This window comes from Stutzerimonas frequens, from assembly GCF_024448335.1.
In the GTDB taxonomy this organism is placed as follows: domain Bacteria; phylum Pseudomonadota; class Gammaproteobacteria; order Pseudomonadales; family Pseudomonadaceae; genus Stutzerimonas; species Stutzerimonas frequens.
The window spans coordinates 434,339-455,374 of record NZ_JAMOHM010000002.1; the positions used below are offsets into that span (position 1 = coordinate 434,339).

A 21,036-nucleotide genomic window follows, 5' to 3' on the forward strand; every position below is an offset into this window, starting at 1 on the left:
CGTGGCCTTGGTTCGCCGCAGAATGTGGGCTCAGGCGTTACCGGCCTGCTTCAACCGTGCCGCCTGGGTGAAATCGAGCATTCGCTTGAGCGGCTTCACCGCCCGCGGAATCAGTGCCGGGTCGACAAAGATTTCGTTGCTTCCGGTACGCAGGCACTCCAGGGTGCGCTCAAGGGTATTCATCGCCATCCACGGGCAATGCGCACAGCTGCGACAGGTCGCGCCCTGCCCCGCCGTCGGCGCCTCGATGAAGGTCTTCTCCGGACACAGCTGCTGCATCTTGTAGAAGATCCCGCGGTCGGTTGCCACGATCAGGGTCTGCTGCGGCAGGGTCTGCGCGGCCTTGATCAGCTGGCTGGTGGAACCCACTGCGTCGGCCAGCTCGACAACCGCCTGCGGCGACTCCGGATGGACCAGAATTGCCGCATCCGGGTACAGCGCCTTCATGTCGGCCAGCTGCTTGGCCTTGAATTCCTCATGCACGATGCAGGCGCCATCCCAGAGCAGGATATCCGCACCGGTTTCGCGCTGGACGTAATTGCCCAAATGCTTGTCTGGCGCCCAGATGATTTTCTCGCCGTTATCCATCAGGCTCTCGACGATCTCCAACGCGCAACTGGATGTCACCACCCAGTCGGCACGAGCTTTCACCGCTGCAGAGGTATTGGCATACACCACCACCGTACGGTCGGGATGCTGGTCGCAGAACGCGGAAAACTCTTCGACCGGGCAGCCCAGATCGAGCGAACAAGTCGCCTCGAGAGTGGGCATCAGCACGCGCTTTTCCGGGTTGAGGATCTTCGCCGTTTCACCCATGAACTTGACGCCGGCCACCACGACCGTCTGCGCGGGGTGTTCATTGCCGAAACGTGCCATTTCCAGCGAATCGGAAACGCAACCGCCGGTCTCCTCGGCCAGCGCCTGGATCACCGGATCGGTGTAGTAATGCGCCACCAGCACCGCATTCTGGCGCTTCAACTCGGCAGCGATCTCGCTGCGCAACATAGCCTCCTGCTCAGGCGTAAGCGGCTGGGGTTGCTTGGCCGCCAGGTGTGCCTGCACAAGGATGCGTTCGGGTATCTGCGTCATGGTTGCGGGTCCTGCCAACACGGGATTGCACGAAGCGCCAGGTAGCACGGCGGCATCGGTAACGTCGGGCTTGTCGATAAGACGGGAGGAGCAGGATTCGGGCGAGGCTCCTGCCATTCGACGGGGCAGGAATACTAGCCGATGCATTGGCAAAAGGGAAAGCATCGGGCGCGGGGGTGGTTTTCGCAGCCGCAAACGAAAACCGCCGGCTGTGCGCCGGCGGTTTCTTTGGATCACTCACCCTTGAGCATGTGACCGCGTTCTTCCAGGTTGATGTGCCACTGCATGGCCTCGCGCAGCAGGTGCGGGGTCTGGCCACCTTTCTGGCAGGCATCCTCGAAGTACTTGTTCAGCACATCGCGGTAGGACGGATGCACACAGTTGTCGATGATCACACGGGCACGCTCGCGCGGTGCCAGGCCACGCAGGTCGGCCAGGCCCTGCTCGGTCACCAGGATCTCGACGTCGTGTTCAGTGTGATCGACGTGAGCGACCATCGGTACGACGCTGGAAATGTTGCCGCCCTTGGCGATCGACTTGGTCACGAAGATGGCCAGGTGAGCGTTGCGCGCGAAGTCGCCCGAGCCACCGATACCATTCATCATCTTGGTGCCGCCCACATGGGTGGAGTTGACGTTACCGTAGATGTCGAACTCGAGCGCAGTGTTGATGCCGATGATGCCGAGGCGGCGCACCAGTTCCGGATGGTTGGAGATTTCCTGCGGACGCAGCACCAGCTTGTCCTTGTACTTTTCCAGGTTACCGAACACGCGATCGTTGCAACGCTCGGAAAGCGTGATGGAGCAACCGGAAGCAAAGGTCATCTTGCCGGCGTCGATCAGCTCGAACGTGCAGTCCTGCAGTACTTCGGAGTACATCACCAGGTCTTCGAACGGCGAGTCGATCAGACCGCACATAACGGCGTTGGCGATGTTGCCGATACCGACCTGCATCGGGCCGAGATTTTTTGCCATGCGACCGGCAGCCACTTCGGTCTTGAAGAACTCGACCAGGTGATTGGCGATGGCCTGGGTTTCTTCGTCCGGCGGCGTGACGGTCGAGTAGGAGTCAGGTTGATTGGTGATCACGATTGCGGCGATCTTGGCCGGATCGACCGGGATGGCTGCGCTGCCGAGACGGTCATCGACCTTGGTCAACGGGATCGGGCCACGGTTCGGACGCTCACCTGGGAAGTAAATATCGTGCAGGCCTTCCAGGTTCAGGTTGTGCGCCAGGTTCAGCTCGATGATCACCTGATCAGCGAACATGGCCAGGTTGGCCGAGTTGCCCACGGAGGTGGTCGGCACGATGTGGCCCTGCTCGGTGATGCACAGCGCTTCGACGATGGTGACGTCGGGACGCTTGATCTGATGGTTGCGCATCTGCTCCACGGTGTGCGACAGGTGCTGGTCGATAAACATGACCTCACCTGCGTTGATCGCCTTGCGCAGCACCGGGTCGGCCTGGAACGGCATGCGGCGGGCCAGCAGGCCGGCAGAAGCCATCTTGCCATCGAGATCGTTACCCAGGCTGGCACCGGTCACCAGGCTGATCTGCAGCTTCTCGTCCTTGGCACGGTCAATCAACGCAAGAGGTACGGCCTTGGCTTCACCCGCACGGGTGAAGCCGCTCATGCCAACGGTCATGCCGTCGCGAATAAGGGAAGCAGCCTCGTGGGCACTCATGACCTTGTTCTGCAGAGAGGACAAGCGGATGCGATCAGAATACATTTGAGCCTCGAACCAACGGACAAATCAGGGGGGCCGCAGTCTATTACGTTTAAAAACGCTTGAGCCATCTACTAAGGTCGTAGAGAAAAACGCTGTTTATGGACAGATGTATGACTCAAGCGAAGCGGCAAAAAACTGCGGATATAAAAAAGCCGGATGACCTACTGGCCTCCGGCTTCTCTGCTCCAAGGGGAGCGATATGGTGGGTCGTGTAGGATTCGAACCTACGACCAATTGGTTAAAAGCCAACTGCTCTACCAACTGAGCTAACGACCCGATGCGGTGCGCATGATACTGATTTGATTGATGAAAACAAACTTTTTTTTAAAAAAAACTTTCACCCGTAGCAGTAGCGTGAGCGACGCTCTATCGGAAACCCAGCTTCAGAAATAGCGCGTCGGATCTGTCAGCCCGGCCTCGGCAAAACCAGCCGACCGCAATCTGCAACTGTCGCACTTGCCGCAGGCGCGACCGTCTTCATCCGCCTGATAGCAGGAGACCGTCATCGCATAGTCGACGCCCAGCCGGCTTCCCTCCTGGACGATCTGTGCCTTGCTGAGATTCTGCAGCGGCGCCTGAATGCGGAACCCCTGCCCTTCGACGCCGGCCTTGGTGGCCAGATTGGCCATCCGCTCGAAGGCGGAGACGAATTCCGGGCGGCAATCGGGGTAACCGGAATAGTCCACCGCATTGACGCCAATGAAGATGTCGCGAGCCTCCAGCACTTCGGCCCAGCCCAGCGCCAGCGACAGGAAGACGGTATTGCGCGCTGGTACGTAGGTCACGGGAATTCCCTCACCGGGCGCCTCCGGCACATCGATGCTGGCGTCGGTCAATGCCGAGCCGCCTATGCCGTTAAGGTTCAGTCCGATGACCTTGTGCTCGACGACCCCCAGCTGCTTCGCGACCCGCTCGGCGGCCTGCAGCTCCGCCCGATGGCGCTGGCCGTAATCGAAACTCATGGTGTAGCAGGCATAGCCCTGGGCGCGCGCCATGGCCACGACGGTCGCCGAATCAAGCCCACCGGAGAGCAGGATGACTGCTTTCTTCTCGTTCATTTCCGCGTTTTACCTTCAAAACGATTGATGGGCGCCATGCTCAATGGCCAGGCGCATCGTTCCAGATGATCTTGTGCAACTGCAGCTGCAGTCGCACCGGCAGATTGTCCGCGACGATCCAGTCCGCCAGTGCGCGCACATCGACCTGACCATGGCTTGGCGAGAACAGGACCTCACCGGCCCGGCGCTCCAACCCGAACTCGATCAACTTCGATACGGCCCAATCGTAGTCCTCACGGGAACAGATGACGAATTTGACCTGATCGTTACGGGTGAGGTGCGCGATGTTCTCGTAGCGGTTGCGTCCAACTTCCGCGGAGCCTGGCGTTTTCAGGTCAACCACTCGACTGACCCGCACATCCACTGCGGAGATATCCAGTGCACCACTGGTTTCCAATGACACGTCATAACCGGCATCGCAAAGCCGCTGCAGCAGCGGCACGCAGTTGGGCTGAGCCAGCGGCTCGCCACCGGTTACGCAGACGTAACGTGGATTGTACGAGGCGACACGCTCGACGATTGCATCGAGGGTCATGAGCTCTCCGCCACTGAACGCATAGGCGGTATCGCAGTACTGACAGCGCAGGGGACAGCCGGTCAGGCGAACGAACACCGTGGGCAGGCCACTGGTGCGCGTCTCCCCCTGCAGCGAGTAGAAAATCTCGGTAATTCGCAGGGTCATATCAGCCACGGGCGTGACGGCTAAACAGGCCATCCGCCTCCGTTGCGGGAAATAGGGGCGGCGATTCTAACGAAAAAACCCGCACTGTGGGCGGGTTTCGTTCGTTAACGCAGGCGAATTCAGCGATTGAGCTGGCGCTGTGCCAACTGCGCCGCGGACGTATTCGGGTACTGCGCGATGACCTGGCGCAAGATCCCCTGGGCCTTGTCGCGATTGCCCATGCGGATCTCGACATCGGCCAGCTTGTAAAGCGAGTCCGGCACCTTGCTGTGCTGCGGATAAGCCTGACTGACGCGGGCAAAAGCCTGGCCCGCACCCTGCAGATCGCCCTTGGCCAGATTGACTTCACCCAGCCAATACTGCGCGTTGCCAGCGTACTGACTCTCCGGATACTTGCGCAGGAATGCAGCAAAGGCCAGGCTGGCCTTGTCGAAATCCTTTGCCTTGATCAGGTCGAATGCGGCGTCGTAATAGAGCTTCTCTTGCGCCGGGTCACCCGAAGCGCCCTGCGACTGCCCGGACGAGGCAGTGGATGCACCGGCACCGCCCGCAGCCGACGGTTCGCGCGATGGCGCCGACTGATTACTGGACGCCGCCGGCCCGCTGGACAGGCGCCGATCAAGATCCTGATAGCGTTCCAGCCCCTCTTGTTGCAGGCGCTGGATCTGATTCTGTTGTTCCTCGAGCATGCCGCGCAATTGCGCGATCTCTTCCTGCATCTGCTGCAGCTGCATGAAGAGCATGCCCTGCGCCGAAGATGGAGCAGCAGCTCCACCTCCGGCATAGGCACCGTCACCACTCGGCGCGGCCGTGGAATAACCGGAGCCACCACTGGCGGCACCCTGTTCGTAATCCACAACCGGCACTTGAGCCACCGCCATCAGCGGCAAGCCGAGCACTGTAAAAGTCAGAGCGTGGCGGTACTTGCGCATGACGAATTACTTACGCAGTTCGACGCGACGGTTCTGAGCCCAGGACTGCTCGTCGTTGCCCATGGCAACCGGACGCTCTTCGCCGTAGGAAACCAGTTCCAGCTGAGCCGGGGAAACGCCCTGCAGAACCAGGTAGCGCTGAACGGCCTTGGAACGACGCTCGCCCAGAGCCATGTTGTACTCACGGGTACCACGCTCGTCGGTGTGGCCTTCCAGAACGACGCGAGCGCCGTTGCCTTTCAGGTCCTTGGCGTGAACGTCCAGAGCGCGCATGGCTTCCGGCTTCAGGTCGGAGCTGTCGTACTCGAAGTAGAAGGTGGTGATGGCGCGCAGAGCGGCTTCTTCGCTCATGCTGCCGTCAACGGCACCGGAGTCAGCGCCGTAACCGGCATTCGGATCGATCGCGCCCGAACCTTCGCCAGAATCGTCGCCGCCCTTGGAGGAACAACCGACAGCAACAGCCATGGCCAGAGCCAGAGCGGTGAACTTACCGAATTTCAGCATTTCCATTTGTAACAACCCCAGGTGTGTTTTGGTTAAAAGCGTTGATACCGCATCAGTTCAGGTAAGGGGACCAGGACGGCTCACGGACTTCGCCCTGAGCAGTAGGAAGCGGGAGCCTAACGCGTCCATTGATGGACACGAGCATCAAGACTCCCCGGCCCTGCTGGCGGGTGGCGTAGATTAGCATGGTGCCATTAGGCGCAACAGTGGGCGACTCATCCAGACTGGTGTCCGAGAGTATGCGCAGATTGCCGCGCTGCAGGTCCTGCGCAGCGACCTTGAAATTGGTGTAACCGTCCTGGCGATGGATCATGACCAGCGTTTTCTCGTCAGCCGACAATTTCGGATTGGCGTTGTAGTTGCCAACAAACGTCACGCGCTCGGCCGAATTGCTACCCAACCGTTGCTTGTAGACCTGCGGCTTTCCGGCGCGATCGGACGTGAAGTAAATGGTCTGACCGTCAGCTCCCCAGAACGGTTCGGTGTCGATCGCATAATGATTGGTCAGGCGCTGCAGTTGGCGGGAGCCCAGATCCATCACATAAACTTCGGGATTGCCGTCTTTCGAGAGCACGAACGCCAGACGGTTGCCGTCCGGAGAGAACGCCGGCGCGCCATTCAGGCCTTCGAAGTTGGTGATCTGCTCGCGCCGACCGGTATCGATGTGCTGCACGAAAATACGCGGGCGCTTCTGCTCGAAGGACACATAAGCGATACGACGACCGTCCGGGGAATAACGCGGCGAAAGAATCGGCTCGCGCGATTGCAGCAGCGTCACCGCTCGCGCGCCGTCGTAGTCGGAGCGCTGCAAGGTATAGCGAGTGTTCGCCCCACCCAGCCTCTCGACCGTCACATACAACAGACGAGTGGAAAATGCGCCCTTGATGCCGGTCAGCTTCTCGAAGGCCTGATCCGCAGCGTGATGCGCCATGTCGCGCAGCTGGTCGGTGGCACCACCAACCGTCCCGCTCATGACCTGCTGCTCGGTGGCTACGTTGAACACTTCGTAGCGAACCTGCAAACGTCCACCCGCCGGCTCGATGTTGCCGACCATCACGTATTGCGCCCCAAGCGCTTTCCAGTCGCGATAGATGATCTCGCTACCGCGACTCGGCATGCTGATCATGTTCTGCCGCGGTATCGGCTGGAAGGTGCCGGAATTACGCAGGTCGTTGCCGATGATCTCAGCCATGTCTTCCGGCAAGACGGTTCCACCTTGCCAGCCGAACGGAACCACGGCGATCGGAATCGCCCGATCGGCACCACTGGTCACGACGATGTTTTTCTCCTGCGCCACTGCCATGCCTGCCAGGCAGCACAACAGGACAAGTAGACCTCGTAGGGAGTTGATCACAACGCAAGATCCTCAGGCGTGAATGTCATTTTGAATGATCGGTAGGGTTGGAATTCCTGCGGGCTGAGCCCTTGCATCTCAGTCAACCTGCCGATGTTCTTCACCGCGGCGACCGCGGAGTTGTCAAACGGCACGTCCCCGCTCGAGCGCGAAACACTGACGTTAGTGATGGTGCCATCGGGCAGCATGTTGACCTGCAGCTGAACAGTCATGTTGTTGCGTGCCGACGGCGGACGGGTCCAACCTTCGGCTGCGCGCAACCGAATCAGGTCATCGAAGTTGCCTGCGACCTGATCGCCTTGCGTATCGGCCAATGCCTGCTGGCGCTCGGTAGTATCCGACAGCAGCTCGGCAAGCGCCTGCGCCTTCTTGTCTTCTGCAGCCTTGCGCGCCGCCTCGGCCGCAGCCTGTTTCTTCGCCTCTTCCGCGGCTTTTTTCTTGGCCGCCTCGGCTGCTGCCTTTTTCTTGGCCTCTTCCGCAGCCTTCTTCTTCGCTTCTTCGGCAGCCTTTCTCTTCGCCTCTTCAGCGGCTTTTTTCTTGGAGGCCTCCTCGGCAGCCTTTTTCTTGGCAATCTCGACCTGCTTTTGCTGCTCGGCTTTCTTGGCCGCTTCGGCCTTCTTCGCCGCAGCCACCTTTTCGGCCGCTGCTTTCGCCGCCTGGGCCTTTCGAGCCTCCTCGGCCTTCTTTTGTTCCGCAGCGCGAGCGGCCGCCTGCTTTTCCTGCTCGACCTTGCGCTGCTCCATCTGCTCGGCTTCGTACTGTTTGGCAGCCGTCTTCTTCGCCTCGCCGGCAATCTTCTGGTTGGTCTGCGTGGTCGCCTGGCTCTGGGACTTCAGCTGATAAAGCGTTGCCTGCACGATCGGCTTGGATGGCGGCAGCTCGGGCGTCATGGAAAAGCTGACGAACAGCATGCCGAAGATGATGACATGCAGGCCGACCGCAAGCACGGTCGGCCAGAAATAGCGCTGCGAGGACGAAGAGTCGCGCTGCTGCATCAAGGTGCCTCGGTGATCAGGCCGACGTTACCCACGCCGGCCTCCTGCAAACCACCCATGGCAGCCATCACCGCACCGTAATCGACGGCGCGGTCTCCACGAATGAACACCTGGGTATCCGGACGCTGACGCATGATCGCCACGACCGCGCGAGTCATGTCTTCCAGCGCAACCGCTTCGTTACCCTTGCTCTCGGTATCGACTTCGCTGCCGACGTTCCAGTAATAGGTCTTGTCGGCCTTGATGGAGATGGTCAGCACCTGCTTGTCGTTGTCCTGCGGCAAGGCCTCGCTGCTGACCTTGGGCAGATCGACCTTGACGCCCTGATTGAGCATTGGCGCCGTCACCATGAAGATGACCAGCAGCACCAGCATCACGTCGATGTAGGGCACCACGTTCATTTCGGCGACGGGCTTGCGTCTGTTGCGGATTCTGGCCATGGCCGTGGGCCTCAGTCTTCGGTGGTGTGAACTTTGCGATGCAGGATGGCCTGGAACTCATCGGCGAAGGTGTAGTAACGACCGATGAGCATCTCGCCACGAGCCGAGAAGCGGTTGTAGGCAATGACCGCCGGAATCGCAGCGAACAGACCGATTGCCGTGGCGATCAGGGCTTCGGCGATACCGGGCGCGACAGTGGCCAGCGTCGCCTGCTGCACCTGAGCCAAACCACGGAAGGAATTCATGATGCCCCAGACGGTACCGAACAGACCGATGTAGGGGCTGGTGGAGCCGACAGTGGCAAGGAACGGCAGGCTCTGTTCGAGTTTTTCCTCTTCGCGGGAAATGGCGACACGCATGGCGCGGTTGACACCATCCATCACGGCATCCGGGTCTACGCCCTGCTGCTGGCGCAGGCGCGAGAACTCCTTGAAACCGGCACGAAAGATCTGCTCGACACCCGAATCGGGGTCGGGATTGCTGCCAGCCTGGCGATACAGCTTGGACAGGTCGATGCCCGACCAAAAGCGCTCTTCGAAGGCGTCCAGCGATCGCTTCGCAGCGCGCAGCATGTTGCCGCGCTGGAAAATCAGGATCCATGAGGTCACCGAAGCGGCCACCAGGATCAGCATGACCAGCTGGACCACGAAGCTGGCATTGCTGATCAGGCTCCACATGGACATATGATCGACGTTGGCTTCCACGCTTACTCTCCTGCAGGGGATAGACCCGAGCCGGCGAAGGCAGCACGAAGCGCTTCGGGGATGGCTCGGGGTTTCAAACTTTCGGCACGTACACAGGCCACCAGGACCTGCCCTTCACACAGCAGAACATCATCGACCGCACGCCGGACCTGCTGACGGAAACGCAGGCTGGCACGGTTAAGCTCGACCACCTCGGCGCTCACCAGCAGCTCGTCATCCAGGCGCGCCGGCGCTCGATAACGCGCCTCGACAGAATGCACGACGAACAGCAAGTCCTCACCGACAAGCTGCGACTGGGCGAATCCCAGGCTGCGCAACCGCTCGGTACGAGCTCGCTCCATGAATTTGAGGTAGTTGACGTAATAGACGATACCGCCCGCATCGGTGTCCTCGTAATAGACTCGACAGCGGTGGGTGAAGATTTCAGCTCCGGCTTGCGCGCGCATACTAGTGCTCGGCCCTGTAAATGCCAATCGGGTAACAGAACAATATTTTCTTCAAACCATGTCGCCGTCGAACAAGTCCGGCGTCGGCGTCTCATTCATGCGTTTGGGCAGATTGAGGCCGAAGTGCAGGTAGGCATGGCGTGTCACTACGCGACCGCGCGGGGTGCGCATGATGTAGCCCTGCTGGATCAGGTACGGCTCGAGCACATCCTCGATGGTGTGTCGCTCCTCGCTGATTGCCGCAGCAAGGCTGTCGATGCCCACCGGACCGCCGTCGAACTTCTCGATCAGCGTCAGCAGCAGGCGCCGGTCCTGATGATCGAACCCGCGCTCGTCGACATCCAGCATGTTCAGCGCAAGGTCAGCGATCTGCCGGGTGATCTCGCCCTTGCCGCGCACCTGGGCGAAATCGCGGACACGGCGCAGCAGGCGATTGGCGATCCGCGGCGTGCCGCGCGCACGACGGGCGATTTCGAAAGCGCCCTCCGGCTCGGTGGGCAGGCCGAGGATACCGGCCGACCGGCTGACGATCGTCGCCAGATCCTCGGTGGAGTAGAACTCCAGGCGCTGGACGATACCGAAGCGGTCGCGCAGTGGGTTGGTCAGCATGCCGGCACGGGTCGTGGCGCCGACCAGGGTGAAAGGCGGCAGATCGAGCTTGATCGAACGCGCCGCCGGCCCCTCGCCGATCATGATGTCCAGCTGAAAGTCTTCCATCGCCGGGTACAGCACCTCTTCGACGATCGGCGAGAGGCGATGGATCTCGTCGACGAACAGCACATCGCCGGCTTCGAGGTTGGTCAGCAGCGCAGCGAGATCGCCCGGTCGCTCGAGGACGGGGCCCGAAGTGCTCTTGATCGACACACCCATTTCTTCGGCGATGATGTTCGCCAAGGTGGTCTTGCCCAGCCCTGGCGGGCCGAAGATCAGGGTATGGTCGAGCGCTTCCTGACGCCCCTTTGCGGCACGAATGAACAGGTCCATCTGTTCGCGGACCACCGGCTGACCGATGTATTCCGCCAGCCTCAGGGGGCGAATGGCGCGATCCAGCTGCTCATCGCGCTCGCGACTGCTGGCCGTGACGATACGATCCGCTTCGATCATGATTTACACCATGCCCTTGAGGGCGCGGCGGATCATTTCTTCACTGCTCAAATTCTCTTCCTGTATGGCGGACACTGCCCGGCTGGCCTCCTGAGGTTTGAAGCCCAGGGAGATCAAAGCGCTGACCGCATCATTCTCGGCGCTTGAGACTGCCGTTTTGCTGCCAGGTTCAACTACCAACGGGGCAATTGCCGGCATGCTTTCCCAGGCCTTGAAACGGTCCTTCAGTTCGACCAGCAGTCGCTCGGCGGTCTTCTTGCCTACGCCAGGAATGCGCACCAGCACCGAGGTATCCTGCGCCTGGACGCAACGCACCAGCTCGTCGACTTCCAACCCCGACATCAACGCCAACGCCAGCTTGGGTCCGACCCCATTCAAACGGATCAGCTCGCGGAACAGCTCACGCTCGCGCTTCTCGGCGAACCCGTAAAGCAGCTGCGCATCCTCGCGCACCACCAGATGGGTGTGCAGGGTCACTGGCTCGCCGACCGCCGGCAGGCGATACAGAGTGGTCATAGGGACTTCGACTTCATAGCCGATGCCGTTGACGTCGAGAATCATGTGGGGCGGTTGCTTCTCCGCCAAGGTGCCGCGCAATCGTCCGATCAAACTCGTTTCCTCCACGACTTCGGCGAGTGCCGAAGCCATCGAATTATTCCCGCCAGCAAAATACGGCTACAGCCGCAGCCGCCCGCCTCGCCGCTTGGCACCGATCAACCCGTGCGGGACCAGGCTTTGCCGGTGGTGCGCATGGCACAGGGCAATGGCCAAGGCGTCCGACGCATCGATCTGCGGCTTCTCCAGCAGCTTGAGCAGGTGCATGACCATCATCTGCACCTGCTGTTTGTCCGCGCCGCCAGTGCCGGCGATGGCCTGTTTGACCTGCGTCGCAGTGTACTCGGCGATCTGCAGGCCCGCCTCGGCTCCCGCAACGATGGCAGCACCCCGGGCCTGACCCAGCTTGAGCGCCGAATCGGCATTACGGGCCATGAACACCTGCTCGATGCCCATGGTCACCGGCCCGTAGGTGCGAATCACCTCGCTCACCCCACTAAACACGGCACGCAAGCGCTCAGACAGCTCTCCACTACCCGTTCGAATGCAGCCCGAGGCGACGTACTCGCAACCGCGGCCGGTGTCGCGCACGACGCCGTAACCGGTAATCCGAGAGCCGGGATCGATACCCAAAATCAGCGTCATGCCCTTGGCCGTGCTGTCTATTTATCCAGTGGCGAGTATACGGAGGCACCTGCCGCGACGCCACCGGCGGCATCACATCCAGATGCTCGACTGGCATTGCCCCGGACCATAAAAAAACCGGAAGTGCGGCTGCGACCTCCGGTTTTCATTCGCCGATGCGACTCAGCCCAATTGCTGCATGATCTCGTCGGAAATTTCGGCGTTGTGATAAACGTTCTGCACGTCATCCAGATCTTCCAGCGCATCGATCAGGCGCAGAACCTTCTGCGCGGTCTCGACATCGGTGATCGGCGCCGTGATCGACGGGATCATCGCCACCTCCGCCTCGTCACCCTTGAAGCCGGCCTCGGTCAGTGCCTCGTTGACCGAAAGGAAGTCGGAAAAGCTGGTATAGACCTCGACCGAGCCGTCTTCCTGCGCGACCACGTCGTCGGCACCGGCTTCCAGCGCCGCTTCCATCAGCGCGTCCTCGTCGACACCCGGCGCATAGCTGATCTGACCCTTGCGATCGAACATGTAGGCCACCGAACCGTCGGTACCGAGGTTGCCACCGTTCTTGCTAAAGGCATGGCGCACTTCGGCAGCGGTACGGTTGCGGTTGTCGGTCATGGCCTCGATGATGATTGCCACACCACTCGGTGCGTATCCCTCGTAGCTCAGCTCGGTCATGTTGTCGGCTTCGTTCGAGCCGGCACCGCGAGCGATTGCGCGATCGATGACGTCGCGCGACATGTTGGCCGTCAGCGCCTTGTCCACAGCCAGGCGCAGGCGCGGATTATCCGCCGGCACACCGCCACCGTGCTTGGCCGCCACGGTCAGTTCGCGGATCAGCTTGGTGAAGATCTTGCCCCGCTTGGCGTCCTGGCGCTCTTTGCGGTGCTTGATATTGGCCCATTTGGAATGACCAGCCATAACTCACTCCATTCTTCGACTGAATCAGAAATCCGATAGCCATTACGCCCGCCGCTGTATCGCTGGCCGGGAACGGCTATCGCCGTAACGTCTGCACGGCCGGAGCCGCAAGACGAAGAAGCCTGGCATGACCAGGCTTCGGGTAGCGCTTATTCCGCCTTTGGCTGCTCGCGCAGACGGATGTGCAGGTCGCGCAATGCCTTGTTGTCCACCGCACCCGGCGCCTGGGTCATGACGTCCGCAGCACTCTGGGTTTTCGGGAAGGCGATGACTTCGCGAATCGACTGCGCGCCGGTCATCAGCATGACAAGACGATCCAGGCCGAAGGCCAGACCGCCATGCGGCGGCGCACCGAACTTCAGCGCATCGAGCAGGAAGCCGAACTTCTCTTCCTGCTCGGCCTCGTCGATGCCGAGAATGCGGAATACCGCCTGCTGCATTTCCTTGCGGTGGATACGGATCGAGCCGCCACCCAACTCGGTACCATTGAGCACCATGTCGTAGGCGCGCGACAGCGCAGCGCTGGGGTTGGCTTCCAGCTCCTGCGGCGAGCACTTCGGCGCCGTGAACGGATGATGCAACGCGGACAGAGAGCCGTCGTCGTTCTCCTCGAACATCGGGAAGTCGACCACCCACAGCGGCGCCCAGTCGCAGGTCAGCAGCTTGAGGTCATGGCCGAGCTTGATGCGCAGCGCGCCCAGCGCCTCGGAGACGACCTTGGCCTTGTCGGCACCAAAGAAGACGATATCGCCATCGACCGCGCCGACGCGATCGAGGATCACGTTGAGGTTGTCTTCCGGGATGAACTTGACGATCGGCGACTGCAGGCCCTCGACGCCCTTGGCGCGCTCATTGACCTTGATGTAGGCCAGGCCCTTGGCACCGTAGATGCCGACGAACTTGGTGTAGTCGTCGATCTGGCTGCGCGGCATGCTTGCGGCACCCGGCACCCGAAGGGCGGCCACGCGACCTTTCGGATCATTGGCCGGACCGGAGAATACCTTGAACTCGACTGCACTGAGCTGATCGGCAACATCCACCAGCTCGAGCGGGATGCGCAGGTCCGGCTTGTCCGAGCCATAGCGGCGCATGGCCTCTTCGAACGGCATGTGCGGGAATTCGCCGAATTCCAGATCCAGCACTTCCTTGAACAGCTTGCGGATCATCCCTTCGGTGATACCGATGATGTCCGCCTCGTCGAGGAAGCTGGTCTCGATATCGATCTGGGTGAACTCGGGCTGACGATCGGCACGCAGATCTTCGTCGCGGAAACACTTGGCGATCTGATAGTAGCGATCGAAGCCGGCCACCATGAGCAGCTGCTTGAACAGCTGCGGCGATTGCGGCAGGGCGAAGAAGTTGCCGGCGTGGGTACGGCTCGGCACCAGATAGTCGCGAGCACCCTCGGGCGTCGGGCGGCCGAGGATCGGCGTTTCGACATCGAGGAAGCCGTTCTCGTCGAGGTAGCGACGGATGCTGGCGGTGATGCGCGAGCGCAGCTTCAGCTTCTCGGCCATCTCCGGGCGACGCAGGTCAATGAAGCGGTAGCGCAGACGAGTTTCTTCACCGACATCGCTGTACTCGTTGAGCGGGAACGGCGGAGTCTCCGCATCGTTCAGCACTTCCAGCTCGTAACCCAACACCTCGATGGCGCCGGAAGCGATGTTCGGGTTCACCGCACCGGCCGGACGCAAGCGCACCTTGCCGGTCACCTTGATCACGTACTCGCTGCGCACGCGGTCAGCCGCGGCGAAGGTCTCGGCGCGATCCGGATCGAAGACCACCTGGGCCAGACCCTCACGATCGCGAACGTCGAGGAAGATCACCCCGCCATGGTCACGACGGCGGTGTACCCAGCCGCAAAGAGTGATTTCCTGACCGTCCAGGCTTTCGTTCAACTGGCCGCAATAGTGACTGCGCATCATGGTGGAGTTCGCTTCTCGTATCTTGAATTCGATGGGGCGCCAGAGCTGGGACCGGCTAATGGCGCCGTCACTGCTCTGCGCAAGCGGCTGTACCGTATGCGATACCGCCTAGGGCGCCAGGCGCTGCAGCACATGCTGATGCTGCCAGGCACAAGCGCGGGATTATATCGACATAATCACCGCGGCGCAGCCGTTGCCCTCACCGGCAGCCCATCAGGCCCGGTCATGGAACCCAGAATCGGTCGACGCCTTCCAACCATGAGCATCGGACCAGAAACCTATCGCTTCACAACAGCGCGTCGTTTTCTGGCATAACTAAGGCCTGAACCATCCACCAGGAGAAACACATGGAAATCAACATTGGCATCGCCGAACAGGATCGTGCAGCTATCGCCGAAGGGCTGTCCCGCCTGCTTGCCGACACCTACACGCTTTACCTGAAGACCCATAACTTTCACTGGAACGTGACGGGGCCGATGTTCAACACGCTTCATACCATGTTCGAGGCCCAGTACACCGAACTGGCTATCGCGGTCGACGATATCGCCGAGCGCATCCGCACCCTCGGCTTTCCGGCGCCCGGCACCTATGCCGCCTACGCCCGCCTGAGTTCGATCAAGGAAGAGGAAGGCGTTCCGTCGGCCGAGGAAATGATCAAACTGCTGGTTGAAGGCCAGGAAGCGGTAGTCCGCACCGCTCGAGGCATTTTCCCGCTGCTGGACAAGGTGAATGACGAGCCCACCGCGGACCTGCTGACCCAGCGCATGCAAAGCCACGAAAAGACGGCCTGGATGCTTCGCAGCCTACTGTCGGCATAATATTCCCGCGGCAGGGCACCTGCGTGCCCTGTCCCCACATCCGACATGCGCTCTCTATACGACGCAGCCCCGCGCCGCACGCTCATTTGAGCCCCCTTCGCCTTTGCTGTTAAATACGCCGCGCTGCAAGCCAGCCCGAGCGGTTCCTCCAGAGCAGTTTCAGCCCTGAGCGAACAACGTTTACCACGAGCATCCTGGCCTGCGGCTTCTTCCTGTCGTGTTATTAACCGTGAGCCATACCAAGAATGCTTAAGATCGTTCATGTCCTAGCGGGCGTCATTGCCCTGCTTTTGTCATTTGTACCCAGTCTACGCGGCGGAATGCCGCTTCTCCTGCAGCCCGAAGCCTTGTGCCTGCTGATGCTCGGCCTGCTGAACGCGCAGTTCGCTCCTTCTGCCAAACTGGACGACAGCCGAACCCGCCCGGTCATCATCGCCACATCTACACTCCTACTGGTCGCCATTGCCCTGCAAGCAACCATCCTGCTCGCCCCCTTGTCGCAGATCGCAGGCCAGCCGGCCACCCTAGCCAGCCTCTTGCTCGCCCTGATTGCCGTCCTGCTTCACCTTGCCACGCCTCAGGAACGCCCGACAAAGGTAAAACCCGCGCACCAGAAAGCGAGCCCCCTGCCTGCAGCCGGGCGCGAATCGGGCACCGTGAAGTGGTTCAACACATCGAAGGGATTCGGCTTTATTTCCCGGGATAGCGGTGACGACGTATTCGTCCACTTCCGCGCAATTCGCGGCGAGGGCCACCGCATTCTCGTGGAAGGTCAGCGCGTGGAATTCACCATCATGATGCGTGACAAAGGCCTGCAGGCCGAGGATGTCGTCACCGTAGATTCGGCCCGCTGAGACGGTCCAGCAGCGAGCGAGACCGGCCAATCTCGCTCGCAATAATTAATAGTGAGGCGGCGGCGCCTCATCTTCGCCCGCATCCAGCGAGCTCTGCATTTCCTCCTGCCGTCTCGCCAGCGCACTCAACTGAAGTTGCAGACGCTCCACTAGTCGCTGCTGCTCGACCAGCACATCGTTGAGCGTCTGAATGGTGTCATCCTGAAAGGCCAACCGCGCCTCCAGGTCTGTTACACGAGACTCCAGATCCATCATCATTCCTCGAAACGAAAATCGCCGGTAAGTACCAACCGCAGCTTTTCCTTGATCGCCGCTACCTGACCCTCGGTATAGGGCTGCACCGGCTGCTTGCCCCAAACAGGCGCCGGCCAGGCCGCATCGTCCCGACGCCTGGCGATGATGTGCATATGTAGTTGTGCAACTACATTACCGAGCGCGGCGACATTCATTTTGTCCGCACCGAAGGTATCCTTGACGGTTTCGGCCAGCGCGGTGGTTTCTCGCCACAGCGCCTGCTGGTCGACCGGATCGAGCTGAAACAACTCGCTTATCTCCTCGCGCCGCGGAACCAGAATGAACCACAGATAATGAGCATCGTTCATCAACAGCAGCCGGCACAGCGAGAAGTCCCCGAGCGGCAGGGTGTCCTGCTCCAAACGTGAATCGAGAACGAACATGACACTCCCCTTCGACCTGATTGTGAAGCAGTGCGGGACTGCACTACCCGAACACTCAGAAGCATACTCCAGACAGGAAAGCTAACAACCCTGACCTGTCTGCGCGAAGATGGGGCCGCACCATCAGAACGCGCCCCCTGAAGGTGCAACAGCGCTTAACTGGATGCCATGAAGCGTCGCAAAAGCCTCGAAAATGCATTTGGGTGCGCTTTTTGCAGAAGAGCAGGTAGCAGGCGCTGCAAGGGCTTCAAAACGCCGCAATAGGCGTCACACAGCTTGCTCTAGCGCTGCACTAGGGCTACACAGTACATTCTCTGGATGGCTTTTCGCGAACAGCGGCCATAACTGGCTAAAGCCTGATGCGGGACTAAGAAGTTGCACCCTTTCCGCTCACCGCGGACGGGCAAGCACCAAATTCAAACCAAAGGAGCAATCACAATGAAAGTGATGAAGTGGAGCGTAATCGCCCTGGCCGTAGCGGCGGGCACCTCCCAGATGGCATTGGCCAGCCAGCAATCGGAGTCCAAGGGGTTCGTGGAAGACGCGAGCTTGGACCTGTTGCTGCGCAATACCTACTACAACCGCGATTACAAGGACGGCGCTGACGACGTACGCAGCTGGGGCCAAGGCTTCATCACCACGTTCGAATCCGGCTTCACTCAAGGCACCATCGGCGTCGGCGTAGATGCCTACGGCATCCTGGGCGTACGCCTGGATGGCGGTCGTGGTTACAACTATGGCGCCATGTTCGAGCGCGACTCCAATGGCGACCCCGAGCGCGACCTGTCGCAAGCCGGCGCAGCCATCAAGTTCCAGGTATCCAACACCGTCCTCAAATACGGCAATCAGATGCCGATGATGCCCGTGCTCACGTACGACGACTCCCGCCTGCTGCCCGAGTCGTTTACCGGCACGCTGATCACTAGCAACGAAATCGAAGGCTTGGAACTGAACGCCGGCCGCTTCACGGCCGACAGCTCCATGCCTTCGTCGAGCCGCGACGACGTCGGCCTGAAGAGCATCAACGTTGTCGGCGGCACATATGCATTCAACGAGAACCTGAGCGCATCGCTGTACTACGCTGACAACGAAGACGTCGCCAAGAAGAAGTATGCGAACGTCAACTATGTGATGCCGTTCAGCGGCGAGCAGGCGCTGAGCTTCGACTTCAATATCTACCGTTCCGATTATGACAAGGACTATGTCCAATTCGCCGACGCGGATCGTGACGACGATGGGAATATCACACAACTTGCTGATCGCGAGTCGCACGACAACACCATCTGGAGCCTGGCTGCCAAGTACTCCGTTGGCGCCCATGCCTTCATCCTGGCCCATCAGCGCGTAAGCGGAGACCGCGGTTACGATTACGACATTGGCGATGGCGGTTTCTCCATCTGGGTCGCCAACTCTTACTACTCAGACTTCAACTGGAAGGACGAGCGTTCCTGGCAGGCTAGCTATGAGCTGGACTTCAGCAGCTTTGGCGCACCAGGACTGTTCTGGAAGACCGCCTACGTCTACGGCGACAACATCGACACCGGTGCTGGCGAAGGCAAGGAGCGCGAATTCTTCAACCAGGTACAGTATGTCGTTCAGAGCGGCCCGGTGAAGGATCTGTCTCTGAAGCTGCGCAACTCGATCTACCGCTCCAACGGCGCCCTGCGTGACGCTGGCAGCCCGGACCTGAACGAGATCCGCGCCTTCATCGAATACCCGCTGAGCATCCTGTAACCCAGGCGCGCAGTTCATTCGATGCAAAGGAGCCCGGCGAAAGCCGGGCTCTTCGTTTCCGTCGCCCAAGCGACCGTACCTGTCCTGTACGCCGCACCACGCGCGCCGTACAATGCCGAGCCTAATTCCAGCCTCTGCAAGGACATAACGGCCACATGCGCACCAGTCAGTTCCTGCTCTCGACCCTCAAAGAAACCCCTTCCGATGCGGTGGTGATCAGTCACCAGCTGATGCTGCGTGCCGGAATGATCCGCAAGCTGGCGTCCGGCCTCTACACCTGGATGCCGATGGGGCTGCGAGCGCTACGCAAGGCCGAGGCCATCGTTCGCGAGGAAATGAACAAGGCAGGCGCGCTGGAAGTCCTGATGCCCGCCATCCAGCCGGCCGAACTTTGGCAGGAATCCGGTCGCTGGGAGCAATACGGACCGGAGCTGCTGCGCCTGAAGGATCGCCATGACCGTGAGTTCTGTGTCGGCCCGACCCATGAGGAAGTCATCACCGATCTGGCGCGCAATGAGCTGAACAGCTACAAGCAGCTGCCAATCAATTTCTATCAGATCCAGACCAAGTTCCGCGACGAGATCCGCCCGCGCTTCGGGCTCATGCGTGGGCGCGAGTTCCTGATGAAGGATGCCTACTCCTTTCATCTGGACCAGGAGTCGCTGCAAGAAACCTACGAGCGGATGCATCAGGCCTACTGCAACATCTTCACCCGCCTAGGCTTGAACTTCCGTCCGGTGCAGGCCGACACTGGCTCCATCGGCGGCACTGGCTCCCACGAATTTCATGTACTGGCCGAATCCGGCGAGGACGATATCGCCTTCAGCGATTCCTCCGACTACGCGGCCAACATCGAGAAGGCCGAAGCCATCCCGCGCGAAACCGAACGCGCAGCCCCTGGCGAAGAGTTGCGCCTGATCGATACACCGGATGCCAAGACCATCATCGAGCTGGTCGAGCAGTTCGGCGTGGCCGTCGAGAAAACCGTCAAGACGCTTGTAGTGCACGGCGTCGAGAAAGGCCAGCTGGTCGCCCTGATCGTGCGCGGCGACCATGAACTGAACGAGATCAAGGCCGCCAATCTGGCACAGGTCGCCAGTCCGCTGGTATTCGCCTCGGAAGCCGAGATCCGTGCCGCCATCGGCGCCGGCCCCGGTTCACTGGGCCCGCTGAACCTGCCGATTCCTTGTGTGATCGACCGCTCCGTCGCACTGATGAGCGACTTCTCCGCCGGCGCCAACATCGATGACAAGCACTATCTCGGCCTGAACTGGGAGCGCGACCTGCCGTTGCCGCAGATCGCCGACCTTCGCAACGTGGTCTCTGGCGACCCCAGCCCGGACGGCAAGGGCAGCCTGGTAATCAAGCGCGGCATCGAAGTCGGCCATATCTTCCAGCTCGGCACCAAGTACAGCGAAGCGATGAACTGCCAGGTCATGGGCGAGAACGGCAAGCCGGCGACCCTGATCATGGGCTGCTACGGCATCGGGGTTTCCCGCGTGGTCGCTGCGGCTATCGAGCAGAACTACGACGAGCGCGGCATTCTCTGGCCGGACGCCCTGGCACCGTTCCAGATTGCGCTGGTACCGATGAAATACGAGACCGAGGCGGTCCGCGAAGCTACCGACAACCTCTACGCCGAGCTGACCGCAGCCGGCTACGAAGTTCTGCTCGACGACCGTGACAAAAAGACCAGTCCTGGCGTCAAATTCGCCGACATGGAGCTGATCGGCATCCCGCACCGCATCGTCATCAGCGATCGTGGATTGGCGGACGGCACGCTGGAATACAAGCATCGCCGCGATGCCCAACCACAGCAGGTAGCCGTTTCAGATATCCTCTCCTTCATCAATTCGCGTGTTCATCGCTGACCGGAAA

Annotated in this window: 22 protein-coding genes and 1 tRNA gene; 4 read left to right on the forward strand and 19 right to left on the reverse strand. The window is 60.6% G+C overall.

Features of this window, described 5'->3' with window-relative positions:
• Nucleotides 1–30: 30 nt before the first annotated feature.
• The 17 genes from nadA to aspS form a co-directional block, all read right to left on the reverse strand.
• Nucleotides 31–1,089 (reverse strand): quinolinate synthase NadA, encoded by a 1,059-nt coding sequence (gene nadA / locus NAO55_RS04855; RefSeq protein ID WP_102840060.1) that lies wholly within the window; start codon nt 1,087–1,089, stop codon nt 31–33.
• A gap of 233 nt (nt 1,090–1,322) precedes the next feature.
• The gene (gene scpC, locus NAO55_RS04860; protein WP_063539768.1) at nt 1,323–2,819 is read right to left on the reverse strand and encodes a succinyl-CoA:acetate CoA-transferase ScpC; all 1,497 of its coding nucleotides are present in this window, start codon (nt 2,817–2,819) and stop codon (nt 1,323–1,325) included.
• Between the two features lie 200 nt (nt 2,820–3,019).
• Nucleotides 3,020–3,095 (reverse strand) — tRNA-Lys (locus NAO55_RS04865).
• 107 nt (nt 3,096–3,202) lie between these two features.
• Entirely contained in the window at nt 3,203–3,877 is a 675-nt protein-coding gene (queC, locus tag NAO55_RS04870; RefSeq protein ID WP_102840059.1) for a 7-cyano-7-deazaguanine synthase QueC, read from the reverse strand.
• Between the two features lie 40 nt (nt 3,878–3,917).
• Nucleotides 3,918–4,559: a 7-carboxy-7-deazaguanine synthase QueE gene (gene queE, locus NAO55_RS04875; RefSeq protein WP_180981634.1), complete on the reverse strand. Its 642-nt coding sequence runs from the start codon at nt 4,557–4,559 to the stop codon at nt 3,918–3,920.
• A 119-nt stretch (nt 4,560–4,678) separates the two neighbouring features.
• Nucleotides 4,679–5,491: a tol-pal system protein YbgF gene (gene ybgF / locus NAO55_RS04880; RefSeq protein WP_102840057.1), complete on the reverse strand. Its 813-nt coding sequence runs from the start codon at nt 5,489–5,491 to the stop codon at nt 4,679–4,681.
• Between the two features lie 6 nt (nt 5,492–5,497).
• Nucleotides 5,498–6,001: a peptidoglycan-associated lipoprotein Pal gene (pal, locus tag NAO55_RS04885; protein WP_003292831.1), complete on the reverse strand. Its 504-nt coding sequence runs from the start codon at nt 5,999–6,001 to the stop codon at nt 5,498–5,500.
• Between the two features lie 46 nt (nt 6,002–6,047).
• A complete protein-coding gene (tolB, locus tag NAO55_RS04890) occupies nt 6,048–7,349 on the reverse strand; it encodes a Tol-Pal system beta propeller repeat protein TolB (protein ID WP_063539765.1) in 1,302 nt (433 codons plus the stop codon).
• Nucleotides 7,346–8,344 carry a cell envelope integrity protein TolA gene (tolA, locus tag NAO55_RS04895; RefSeq protein ID WP_102840056.1) on the reverse strand — a complete coding sequence of 333 codons (999 nt, stop codon included), beginning with the start codon at nt 8,342–8,344 and terminating at the stop codon, nt 7,346–7,348. The genes tolB and tolA overlap by 4 nt, the downstream gene beginning before the upstream one ends.
• The gene (gene tolR / locus NAO55_RS04900) at nt 8,344–8,784 is read right to left on the reverse strand and encodes a protein TolR (protein ID WP_011913908.1); all 441 of its coding nucleotides are present in this window, start codon (nt 8,782–8,784) and stop codon (nt 8,344–8,346) included. The genes tolA and tolR overlap by 1 nt, the downstream gene beginning before the upstream one ends.
• A gap of 11 nt (nt 8,785–8,795) precedes the next feature.
• Nucleotides 8,796–9,488, reverse strand: a complete 693-nt coding sequence (gene tolQ / locus NAO55_RS04905; protein WP_045632329.1) for a protein TolQ — start codon at nt 9,486–9,488, stop codon at nt 8,796–8,798.
• A gap of 2 nt (nt 9,489–9,490) precedes the next feature.
• A complete protein-coding gene (gene ybgC, locus NAO55_RS04910; RefSeq protein WP_095460477.1) occupies nt 9,491–9,934 on the reverse strand; it encodes a tol-pal system-associated acyl-CoA thioesterase in 444 nt (147 codons plus the stop codon).
• Between the two features lie 51 nt (nt 9,935–9,985).
• The gene (gene ruvB, locus NAO55_RS04915; protein WP_063539761.1) at nt 9,986–11,038 is read right to left on the reverse strand and encodes a Holliday junction branch migration DNA helicase RuvB; all 1,053 of its coding nucleotides are present in this window, start codon (nt 11,036–11,038) and stop codon (nt 9,986–9,988) included.
• A 3-nt stretch (nt 11,039–11,041) separates the two neighbouring features.
• Entirely contained in the window at nt 11,042–11,647 is a 606-nt protein-coding gene (ruvA, locus tag NAO55_RS04920; RefSeq protein WP_095460479.1) for a Holliday junction branch migration protein RuvA, read from the reverse strand.
• Nucleotides 11,648–11,713: 66 nt separating this feature from the next.
• Nucleotides 11,714–12,238, reverse strand: a complete 525-nt coding sequence (ruvC, locus tag NAO55_RS04925) for a crossover junction endodeoxyribonuclease RuvC (protein WP_011913913.1) — start codon at nt 12,236–12,238, stop codon at nt 11,714–11,716.
• Between the two features lie 162 nt (nt 12,239–12,400).
• The gene (locus NAO55_RS04930; RefSeq protein WP_063539759.1) at nt 12,401–13,150 is read right to left on the reverse strand and encodes a YebC/PmpR family DNA-binding transcriptional regulator; all 750 of its coding nucleotides are present in this window, start codon (nt 13,148–13,150) and stop codon (nt 12,401–12,403) included.
• Between the two features lie 149 nt (nt 13,151–13,299).
• Nucleotides 13,300–15,075, reverse strand: a complete 1,776-nt coding sequence (gene aspS / locus NAO55_RS04935) for an aspartate--tRNA ligase (RefSeq protein WP_102840055.1) — start codon at nt 15,073–15,075, stop codon at nt 13,300–13,302.
• Nucleotides 15,076–15,422: 347 nt separating this feature from the next.
• Between aspS and NAO55_RS04940 the strand changes: the two genes are divergently transcribed.
• Together NAO55_RS04940 and NAO55_RS20900 are read left to right on the forward strand one after the other, a co-directional pair.
• Nucleotides 15,423–15,893 (forward strand): Dps family protein, encoded by a 471-nt coding sequence (locus tag NAO55_RS04940; RefSeq protein ID WP_102840054.1) that lies wholly within the window; start codon nt 15,423–15,425, stop codon nt 15,891–15,893.
• Nucleotides 15,894–16,138: 245 nt separating this feature from the next.
• Nucleotides 16,139–16,747: a cold-shock protein gene (locus NAO55_RS20900; RefSeq protein ID WP_043942227.1), complete on the forward strand. Its 609-nt coding sequence runs from the start codon at nt 16,139–16,141 to the stop codon at nt 16,745–16,747.
• Between the two features lie 45 nt (nt 16,748–16,792).
• Here NAO55_RS20900 and NAO55_RS04950 read toward each other — a convergent pair whose 3' ends face one another.
• Together NAO55_RS04950 and NAO55_RS04955 are read right to left on the reverse strand one after the other, a co-directional pair.
• Nucleotides 16,793–16,999: a SlyX family protein gene (locus tag NAO55_RS04950; RefSeq protein WP_049341489.1), complete on the reverse strand. Its 207-nt coding sequence runs from the start codon at nt 16,997–16,999 to the stop codon at nt 16,793–16,795.
• Between the two features lie 2 nt (nt 17,000–17,001).
• Nucleotides 17,002–17,424, reverse strand: coding sequence for an HIT family protein (locus NAO55_RS04955; RefSeq protein WP_102840053.1), 423 nt, complete (start codon nt 17,422–17,424; stop codon nt 17,002–17,004).
• 438 nt (nt 17,425–17,862) lie between these two features.
• On the opposite strand from NAO55_RS04955, the gene NAO55_RS04960 reads away from it, so the two are divergent.
• Together NAO55_RS04960 and NAO55_RS04965 are read left to right on the forward strand one after the other, a co-directional pair.
• Nucleotides 17,863–19,158, forward strand: coding sequence for an OprD family porin (locus tag NAO55_RS04960; protein WP_020308470.1), 1,296 nt, complete (start codon nt 17,863–17,865; stop codon nt 19,156–19,158).
• A gap of 155 nt (nt 19,159–19,313) precedes the next feature.
• On the forward strand, nt 19,314–21,029 hold the full coding sequence (locus tag NAO55_RS04965; protein ID WP_102840052.1) for a proline--tRNA ligase: 1,716 nt from the start codon (nt 19,314–19,316) through the stop codon (nt 21,027–21,029).
• The last annotated feature ends 7 nt before the right edge of the window (nt 21,030–21,036 follow it).